Origin of the sequence: Gallicola sp. Sow4_E12, from assembly GCF_052116305.1 — a bacterium.
In the GTDB taxonomy this organism is placed as follows: domain Bacteria; phylum Bacillota; class Clostridia; order Tissierellales; family Peptoniphilaceae; genus JBQKLI01.
The window spans coordinates 1-9337 of record NZ_JBQKLI010000033.1; the positions used below are offsets into that span (position 1 = coordinate 1).

Genomic DNA, 9337 nt, shown 5'->3' on the forward strand with positions numbered 1-9337 from the left:
TTCTTTTAGAAATTCTTTTGATTGTTCTAAGGTATCTTGTTCAAATACACGTGTTCCAAGAATTTTACGACTGTATAAATCCATAACAACAAGTAATTTAAAATACATTCCCTTGAACAGAGTAGGAAGATACGTGATATCCCAAACAGCAACTTCATTCGGTCTGTATGCGATGATATTCGGCTTACAACGCGGTTTGTTCTCTTTTTGAATCTGCGTTCTTTTTTGAGTAAGCTTTTCTTCTTTCATGTAGCGATACATCGTAGAGGCGGAACAAATATATTTCTCCTCATCCAGTAAAAGTGGAACGATTTTATGAGGTGTTTTGTCTGCAAATCGCTCCTCGAATAGAACTTCGAAGATCTGATTCTCTTCTTCCCTACTTAATTTATTCTTAGGATTAGACTTATCCACAGTCGTTCTTTTATCTTCTCTAAGAGGACTGTTTCGCCATCTTCTATAGGTGCTTTCAGATAAATGAATCATCTTGCAGCAGTTTAAAAGAGTAGCTCCTTTGGATCTTGCTTCCTCAATGAGTTTTAGAATTTGCTTTCTTAAATTTAACGATGTGTAGGATCCTCGTCCAAATCGCTTGTCTCCAATAACTGATCCACTTTTTTTTTAAGATCTAGAAGAGCCCAAGCGGCGTCTCTTTCTTTTTCTTTTGTCTTTAATTCTTTCTCTAAAGCAGCTGCCTTTTTCTTTAAATCAATATTTTCTTTTTTTAACTTATCCATTGTATTTTTGTTGTTTTTATTCATCTTTTCTATCTCCTGGCTATGATCGTGAAAACGTCCGTCTTTGTATAGTTCTGTCCATTGTAACAGTTTTTGATAAGGGATACCATAATGTCTGCAGTATCGAATCTTATCTTTTTTAGAGGCCCCGATCGTTTCGGTTACCCAAGTCACTTCTTCTTTTGACAAGAACGGATGAATCTCTTCAGCCTGGATGCTTAGTATTTGGCGTTTGTAGTCATCATACCAATGCCACAAGGTCGTGCGGTCCACATTCATTTCCTTAGCCACTTCAGACATCGGCTTATGTGGATTAGCGAGTAGCTTGTCGATAGCGGCGAGTTTAAAGGAAGAGGAATATCTGGTGGTGGAAGGTCGTTTTTGAATTTGAATTAATTCAAAAGTTTTGTCCATTATGCTGCCTCCTTTTTTTATTTATAATCCTTCAACTATCCTAACACCTAACGGGAGAGGGGAGTTATGGTGGAAAATAATAGAAACATTTATTTTCTACATTTGAAAAAAGATACAATTTTTTACTCCTAATTTTTAAATAGTATTGTTTTTTCTTAAAGACTATGGTAATCAAATATAAAACCCTATTTTACAAATTGTAAAATAGGGTTTTATATTTCTATTTCTTAAGCGAACTTTTGAGCAATTGCGAAAAAGTTGATCTCCACTCCACTCTTTCACTCTTTCACTCTTTTCTAAGGTTCCTCTGCAGCCGGCTGTTCTGCTGCCGGTTCTTCTGGCTGAGGTTGTACTACTTCATACTTTCCGTCAGCATATAATCCGTCGAAGACTCTGCCGAATTTGCTGTGGATATAGTGAAGTCCTTTGTCTTGGACATTGTTTACGGTTAAAGCGAGAACGAGATTCGGATTTGCCTGGTCGTATCCTACAAACCATCCTCTCGTATCCGCTTTTTGATCTTGGCTTGTTTTGTTAAACTCTGCTGTTCCCGACTTTCCTGCCATTTCTGCAAAGGAACGGCCGATCGGTCCGGCATAGGTATCTGTAACGACTCTTCTTAAAGAAGCTTTTACATCATCTAGATGTTCAAGGCTTGAAATATTTTCTTTCCATACTTCATCCTCTGCCTCTAGAAGCATTTGCGGTTTCATGATATTTCCTTTGTTGACGATTCCTCCGTAGATCATCGCCATTTGAGCTGGAGACACTAAAATCTCTCCTTGTCCGTAGCCGCTGTCTGCAAGAAGGATCTCGTTGTCAAAGACTCCGCTGTTGGTAATTTGAGAAGTATAAAATGGATAATCTCCAGGAACTGCTTCACTCATTCCCAGAGCCTTTAGGCCTGCTAAAAACTTGTCCGCTCCCGTGTCCAGCGCAACTCTTGCAAAGTAGATATTGTCTGAATCTGCCATCGCTTTTGATAAATTGATCGGTCCATTATTTTCGATGACTCTGCTTATTCTATATCCGCCCCAAGAGCTGTCTTTCTGCCATTGTTTCCCTTGAATATTATACGTAGACTGAGGCGTTATAACTCCTTCGTTAAGACCCACAATGGCTGTTAAAGCTTTAAAGGTAGATCCGGGAGAATAGGTATATTGGTATTTGCTGAGAAGGGGCATTTTAGGATCTTCGCTGATCTTTTTATATTCTTCCTGCCCGATACCATTCATAAACTCATAAGGGTTAAAAGAAGGTGCGCTGGCAAGGGCTAAGATATCGCCGCTTTGAGGATTTATCGCAGCCCCTGCAGCATCATCATTTCCAAGCTGTTCGTAAACGGCTCTTTGTGCCTTGCTGTCAAGAGTTGTAGTAATATCTTCGCCGTCTTTTCCTTCTGTTTCGATTAAAGTTTTAATCTCTTCGCCGCCTCTGTCTGCAATATAAATTTTAATGCCGTTTGTATTATGAAGTTTGTTGTCATAGAGATTCTCAAGTCCTCGTTTTCCGATTAAATCCGTATCTTGATAACCCTTGAATTTTTCATCTTCTAATTCTTCCGCGGTAATTCTCCCTAAATAGCCGATTACATGAGCTGCCGCCTCTTCCAAAGGATAAGTACGCATAAAATCTTTTTGATATGACAAATTGTTTGCTGCAAGCTGGTCTAAAACTTCCTGACGGAAACTTTGTCTTTGTATCAAAGGAATAAGCTGCCCTTCGCCGTAATTGGCATTTTCTGTTTTTTCTTTTACCGCTTCTTCTGTCATGCCTAGAAGTCTAGCAGCTTCTGATATGTTTTCAGGAGTAAAAGAACCTGCTACTGCTCCTACAACGATTCCTTCTGCATCCTGGGCGAGAGGCTCTCCGTTACGATCAAAAATGGATCCTCTTCTCATCTCTTTTGTCTGTATCCGAATGACACTGTTTTCATCCATCCCCGGAATCATAACTCCCGGATTCCAATCCAATTTCCATTCTCCGGCTTCTTTATCATATGTAAACTGATATTTACCGTCGTTTGAGATCGGACCGTATTTTGTTTCCAGATCTACTTTCGCATCGACTACTCTTGTATCTTCGGAGCTTTCCTCTTTATTTGTTTCTATTTCTTCCACATTCACTGCAGTTACTCCTAAATCGGAATAGATTTTCTTTTGTCTGTCTACGACTTGTTCTTTCGGATATTTTTCCAATGCTTCTGGTGATAGATGGGTGTAGACGGCTTCTGCGTCCATTTTCCCGATCGCCTCTATTGTTTCATCAACGCCTTTATCTCCTCTGCACGATGTTAATGTCAATATCGCAAAAAGAAGGAGTGCACTCCATTTCCATTTTTTCATTATCCTAACCTCTACTTTCCTGCAAATTCATTAAATATAATTCCATGGATTGATATAAGATAAATTCGCTGCCCCAAATAATAAAATAATTAGAATCGGCAATATCATAAATAGTATGATAAAGCGTCCTCTGTACTTTCTTCCAAATCTTTTAAGGATACCCCGATCATAGATGACGTTGTCTAAAACAGCTGTCACAACTGATTTTACAAAAAGGATCGCCCCTATTATCAATGCGGCAAAAATAACAACTGCTGTCTGCCGATTATAAATTCCGATAAAGAAAATAGCAGCAAGTGTTCCTGAAAAAGGTATCAGCATATAGTTTATTAATACAGCTTTTAAAAGATGTCTTTGTCCTTTTCCTAAAAAGACACCTGTCTTTTTCGATGCTTTGCGATAACAAAGCGGATGAATCACTAGAACTGCGGCTCCTAAAAATACTGTTATAATCAATGAGAGCTGGCGGTCTCCTCCTGTGTAAGACATAAAGGGAAGGACCGATAACGTAAATATAAGCTGCCCGAAAAACAAAAGATATAAAGGAACGCTCAAAAGCCCCTTCCCTTTGGAAGGTTTTGGCACGTCATGTTCGGGATAGTATTCTATCTTAGGCTCTTTTTCATACTCCTTGTCTGCAATATACGGATTGTCGATTTTTTCTTCTTCGATAAATTTTTCCGAATTTAAGTCTTTTTCTTTCTTTTTCTTTTTCCAAGGAAATACAAATGCCGGTTTTGCTTTTGGCACCGCTTCTTTGGCCTTTGGATAGTCTTCTGCTGTTCTTCTTTTGATACGAAGAACTTCCCCTGTATCCTTTTTGGTCTCATAAGGATCTACTTCATAAATCGGATCTTCTGTACGGATAGGCGACATTTCGGAAGTATCCTCCAAGCTTTCCTTTTCTTCCCTTCGAAGTATCCGAGTATGATTTAAATCTTCTTTCTCTATATTTTTTTCATTTGCGGAATTTTGATTGGTTCCGCATTTTGTGCAGAACTTTGTCCCCTCCGGTAAAAATTCTCCGCATTTTATACATTTCATTATATTATGCCTCCTCAAGTCAATGGCTGTTTAGCTCTATTCTACACCCTTTAGGAATAAGATAAAAGATTATAAGAGTTACGATTTTCTTACAAACCATCGCAGAGTTTTATAAACATTTAATTCCAGTTATTCAAAGAATACAGGAACTTCTAGTGAAGCTCCTGTGTTAAAATTTTTTTCTCTGCTATTGTATGCTAATCATCATCACGATCATCGTCATCTCGGTCATCACGATCGTCACGATCGTCAACTCGGTCGTCATCGCTGTCTCGGTCATTCTCATTTCTCTCCCGATTATCATCGATATTATCCCTTTGTATTTCTCTTTCTTCCGCATTCGATGGTGCTGCTTCTTCCCGATTATTTCCGCAAGCTGTTAAGGTGAATACAAGCATCAACAATAAAATACTAAATTTTTTGATTAATTTTTTCATAATTTTCCACCCCCGTATTCTATAATTACCCCTTGAATATTAAAACTACACTATATCTGTTTTCCTCTTTTTTCTTCGTTGTGTTATTAGTTAACTTTAATTTGTTTGTATCGTTTTAGTCTGTTTAAACTGTTTTATCTATTATAATAAACAGTATTAATGATACAGAAGATTTTTATCAAAATCAGCGCAAGAAATCAGATTAAAGGGACTATTGTAAGTATTCAAGAAGGAGTGGTAAATGGTATTGTAACTGTAGATATTGGAAATGGAAAGGAAATTACTTCTACTATTTCTATGAACTCTATACAAGAACTAGGCCTTGAAAAGAGAAAAGAAGCCTACGCCGTTATTAAAGCAGCTGCAGTAATGATCGGTATAGAAAGACTAGGGGAAAAGATAGGAAACAGCTTATCGTCTCTAGGAAATAAGGAAGATCAGCTTTTTCACTATTGCTCGAATATTTCCTTAGCCTTTAACGATAAAAAGATTCTCGAGAATTCTCTCAAGAATCTTTTTTATAGCTGTTCAAATACAAGAGCAATGATTCAACCCTTACAAAACTGCATAGAACCTCTATTATAGGAAATGTATATCCGAAGGCGGATATGTTTGCATCCCCTATATCTTAGCCCCTATAAGCTATGGTCTATATTCTTTCTTTTATCGGTATTCAACAAGCTGAACGCCGAGGCCGTTTGGATCCTTTACCATGACGAATTTCATTCCATCTTCTGGAGACTGTTCTTTGCCGACTTCGTAACCTTCTTTTTCCAGTTTTGTTCGAACTTCCTCTATCGATTCTACTTCAAAGCCGATGGTAACTCCGCTTCCTATTGTACAGTCCATCTTCTCATTGCATAAAAGTTCTATATCCGACTCTCCCATATCTAAAAAGGCCAAATCAAACCCTTCGCTGACATGCTTTTCGTCTTTTACTTTAAGACCTAGCAGATCTTTATAGAAATGCAAAGATTCTTCCATGTTTTTTACTTTTATTGTCGTCCAAAGATATTTCATAATGTCCTCCTATTTTTTCACTCCTACAAGTACAAATCTGGCATCGTTGTATTCATAACTGCAGGTGCTTAGGGTAATGAGCTGATCCTTTTCGCCGATTTCTATATCATTTTTTACAACAGCACGTTTCTTCGCTTCTTCTGCATAATCCCGAGTATTGATCTGATCGTCTGCATTTATAAATTCATTAAAATGAAAGACTTGATCTTTTTTCGCCATATCCATTACAAATCCTGCAACTGCTTTGTATTCTTCCAATTTCCCGTTTCCAAACAGGTAGATTGTATTGTTTGAATCAAAATAGTTCTGATCTTTGTACTTTAGAAGATCGGAAAACATATTATCCGTTGCAAGGCTGTGCCCGTAAAGAATCAAGTTGTTGTTTCCTTTTTTAAGATCATTTTCATAATCTAAATAGATGCTTCCTACAGGGTCTTTTTTCTTATAAATATTATGATCTAGATAAAAATCATTGTCTTTGGCTTGGGTTACAGGATAATCAATCAGCGTTCCTGGAAGTGTCAGCCAAGCTACTGTCTCATCGTTTATTTTCTGGGCTTCTTTAAGCTTCTTTCCATATATCGTCTCTCTGGAAACCGCTTCGTTTTCCTCTTCTTCTTGAAAAACAGCAGGATTTTCTTTTTTTGGCGCTTCCTTTTCCACTTTTTCTGTAATTTGCTGAGAAAGTTTTTTATTTGCATCCGTTGCGGTATTATTTCTATAATAGATCAGCCCGATAGCACAGATCGCCAGAACCAGCAGGGAAATAATTTTTTTCTTATTCATTTCTACCCTCTTTCTTTGCCAAAAATACTAAGACTCTTTCTTTTCTTTATATTTTTCGCTTTGGGCAAGTATTAATTTTTCATCATCAAAATAATTGATTTTCATCGCTTCTTTTACTTGGTGAAGTGTTTCTTCGCCGACTTTTTTTGCCTTTGCAGTTCCTTTTTTAAGTATTTCATATACTCCTGGAATGTCGTTTTCGTACTGGGCACGCTTCTCCCGAATCGGGGCTAACTCTCTTTCCAAAACTTTTACAAGGAATTTCTTTACTTTCATATCCCCAAGCCCTCCTCTTTCATAGTGGGCTTTTAAAGCGTCCAAGTTTTCATAATCCGGCAGGAATTTTTTGAAGTCTTCTTCTTTGCTAAAGGCGTCTAGATAGATAAATACTGGATTATCTTTTGTATTTCCAGGATCCGATACTTGAATATGATTTGGATCCGTATACATACTCATCACTTTCTTTTTTACTTCCTCTTTCGAATCCGACAAATAAATAGCATTTCCTAAAGATTTGCTCATCTTTGCTTTTCCGTCAACACCGGGCAGGCGCAGGCAGGCCTTGTTGGAAGGCAGAAGAATCTCCGGTTCCACCAGAACTTCCCCATAAAGATGGTTGAATTTTCGGACGATTTCATTTGTCTGTTCAAGCATCGGAATCTGATCTTCCCCAACTGGAACCACATTTCCCTTAAAAAGAGTAATATCCGCCGCTTGGCTTACTGGATAAGTAAAAAATCCTGCAGGTATCGTTGCTTCGTAATTTCTCATCTGAATCTCAGATTTTACAGTAGGATTTCTTTGAAGCCTTGAAACGGTAACTAAATTCATATAATAAAATGTAAGTTCAAAGAGCTCCGGAACTTGAGATTGAATAAATATCGTTGATTTCTCCGGATCAATCCCGCAGGATAAATAATCGAGTGCTACTTCTATAATATTTTGCCTGATTTTTTCAGGATTTTCCGCATTATCCGTTAAAGCCTGAGCGTCGGCGATCATAATAAATATATCATCGTATTTTCCTGAATTTTGTAATTCTACTCTTCCTTTGAGAGAACCTACATAATGGCCTACATGAAGCTTTCCAGTAGGACGGTCTCCTGTTAATATGGTCTTTCTCATTCTTTCCTCCACTTGTCTAAAATAAAATAAGATGTTTTCTAATACCTGTATTGCTGATTCCGAAATAATCTCCCTGAATTAAAGGAAGAAGATATTCCCAAAGCGGTTCTCTTATTTTATGATTTCTTTCATCAATCCATTCTTCCGGGATCATTTTCTCCTTGTTTGCTGCTACAAACACAGGTACCGGCAAGTATTCTACACTATACTCTTTTCCCTCGTTTCGCTTAAGGGAGCTCATCATTCCGCTCTGGTTTTTCAATGCATATTCTACTGCATAATATCCCAGCTTTCTCGCTTCCTCAATATCTGTCAGACTCATAATATGGGAGCTGCTTCTTTGCATTGTGCTTAATTCGATGGCACGGATTTTGCAGTTGAATACTCTTTTAATATACTCAGAAAGGGTCTGGGCAACACCGGCAATCTGTTTATGTCCGAAATCATCCATCTTATATTCTGTAGCCCATTCGCTGATATATTCTCCGTACTTGTCCTTCAGCCCTTCGCTGACTACTACCAGCAGATTATCCTTTTCTGCGAATAGTCTCTCCAGCTGAGAACTGAATTCTCGAAAGTGAAAGGGGTGCTCGCTAAAATAGATCAAGTCCGGTCCTTCTCCGCCGCTTAAGGAAGAAAGCGCAGCAGAGGCTGTCAGCCAACCTGTGTTTCGCCCCATAACTTCCACTAAGGTAACGGAACGCATATTATAAACTTTCGCATCTCTTTCCAGTTCCGAAACCGTCGTAGCGATATATTTTGCTGCAGATCCAAACCCTGGAGTATGGTCGATCCCCTCTAGATCATTATCGATGGTCTTCGGCGCACCGACCACAGTGATCTCTTCTCCTATCTTTTTACAGTATTCAGATAATTTATGAACGGTATCCATAGAATCATTTCCGCCGATATAAATAAAATAAGAGACCTCGTATTTCTTTAGAGTTTCAATAATTTTTTCGTATTCCGCTTTGTTTTCATCAAAATCTACTAAACGATAACGGCAGGATCCTAAAACGGAAGAAGGAGTCTGCATTAATAACTCCATCTTTTCCGAACTGGAAGCAATGTCGTCTAAAAGAATCAAATCGTCGTTCAATACCCCTTCTATCCCGTGTTTCGCCCCGTAAATATGGTCGATTTTTCCTGAAGCCTGAGCACAGGTTAATGCTCCTGCAAGTGTAGCATTAATAGCAACTGTCGGACCTCCCGACTGGGCTATAAGTAGATTATTCAATAGAATCACCTCTGTTTTTTTCAATATGTATCATTGTATCATAAACAAGGCGGCGAGAGGAAAGGATAGGAAGTTCTCCATCGTTAGGTGTTAGGATAGTTGAAGGATTAGAAATAAAAAAGGAGACAAAATAATGGACAAAACTTCTGAATTAATTCAAATCCAAAAGCGACCTTCCACCACTCGATATTC

At 38.1% G+C, this 9337-nt stretch carries 9 protein-coding genes and 1 pseudogene; 1 reads left to right on the plus strand and 9 read right to left on the minus strand.

Translation table 11 applies throughout. The features are described from left to right. From ACTQ46_RS10825 to ACTQ46_RS10845, 5 genes and pseudogenes are all read right to left on the minus strand, one after another. A pseudogene (locus tag ACTQ46_RS10825) lies at positions 1-486 on the minus strand (IS3-like element ISPpr7 family transposase); the annotation flags it as partial. A gap of 74 nt (positions 487-560) precedes the next feature. Next, complete coding sequence (locus tag ACTQ46_RS10830) at positions 561-1151, minus strand: transposase (RefSeq protein ID WP_441749806.1); 591 nt, start codon at positions 1149-1151, stop codon at positions 561-563. A 296-nt stretch (positions 1152-1447) separates the two neighbouring features. Further along, positions 1448-3496: a penicillin-binding transpeptidase domain-containing protein gene (locus ACTQ46_RS10835; RefSeq protein ID WP_441749808.1), complete on the minus strand. Its 2049-nt coding sequence runs from the start codon at positions 3494-3496 to the stop codon at positions 1448-1450. 30 nt (positions 3497-3526) lie between these two features. Further along, positions 3527-4540: a hypothetical protein gene (locus ACTQ46_RS10840; RefSeq protein WP_441749810.1), complete on the minus strand. Its 1014-nt coding sequence runs from the start codon at positions 4538-4540 to the stop codon at positions 3527-3529. A gap of 197 nt (positions 4541-4737) precedes the next feature. Beyond that, entirely contained in the window at positions 4738-4977 is a 240-nt protein-coding gene (locus ACTQ46_RS10845) for a hypothetical protein (RefSeq protein WP_441749812.1), read from the minus strand. A gap of 159 nt (positions 4978-5136) precedes the next feature. Between ACTQ46_RS10845 and ACTQ46_RS10850 the strand changes: the two genes are divergently transcribed. Continuing rightward, complete coding sequence (locus ACTQ46_RS10850) at positions 5137-5562, plus strand: TOBE domain-containing protein (RefSeq protein ID WP_441749814.1); 426 nt, start codon at positions 5137-5139, stop codon at positions 5560-5562. Between the two features lie 78 nt (positions 5563-5640). Here the strand turns inward: ACTQ46_RS10850 and ACTQ46_RS10855 are convergent, their stop codons facing one another. Genes ACTQ46_RS10855 through ACTQ46_RS10870 form a run of 4 tightly spaced genes read right to left on the minus strand, consistent with a single transcriptional unit; the run spans position 5641 to position 9145 of the window. Then, complete coding sequence (locus tag ACTQ46_RS10855; RefSeq protein WP_441749816.1) at positions 5641-5997, minus strand: VOC family protein; 357 nt, start codon at positions 5995-5997, stop codon at positions 5641-5643. A gap of 9 nt (positions 5998-6006) precedes the next feature. Continuing rightward, entirely contained in the window at positions 6007-6783 is a 777-nt protein-coding gene (gene srtB, locus ACTQ46_RS10860; protein ID WP_441749818.1) for a class B sortase, read from the minus strand. A 27-nt stretch (positions 6784-6810) separates the two neighbouring features. Further along, positions 6811-7908, minus strand: coding sequence for a tryptophan--tRNA ligase (trpS, locus tag ACTQ46_RS10865; RefSeq protein ID WP_441749820.1), 1098 nt, complete (start codon positions 7906-7908; stop codon positions 6811-6813). A 16-nt stretch (positions 7909-7924) separates the two neighbouring features. Next, positions 7925-9145, minus strand: a complete 1221-nt coding sequence (locus ACTQ46_RS10870) for a 6-phosphofructokinase (protein ID WP_441749822.1) — start codon at positions 9143-9145, stop codon at positions 7925-7927. Positions 9146-9337 lie beyond the last annotated feature (192 nt).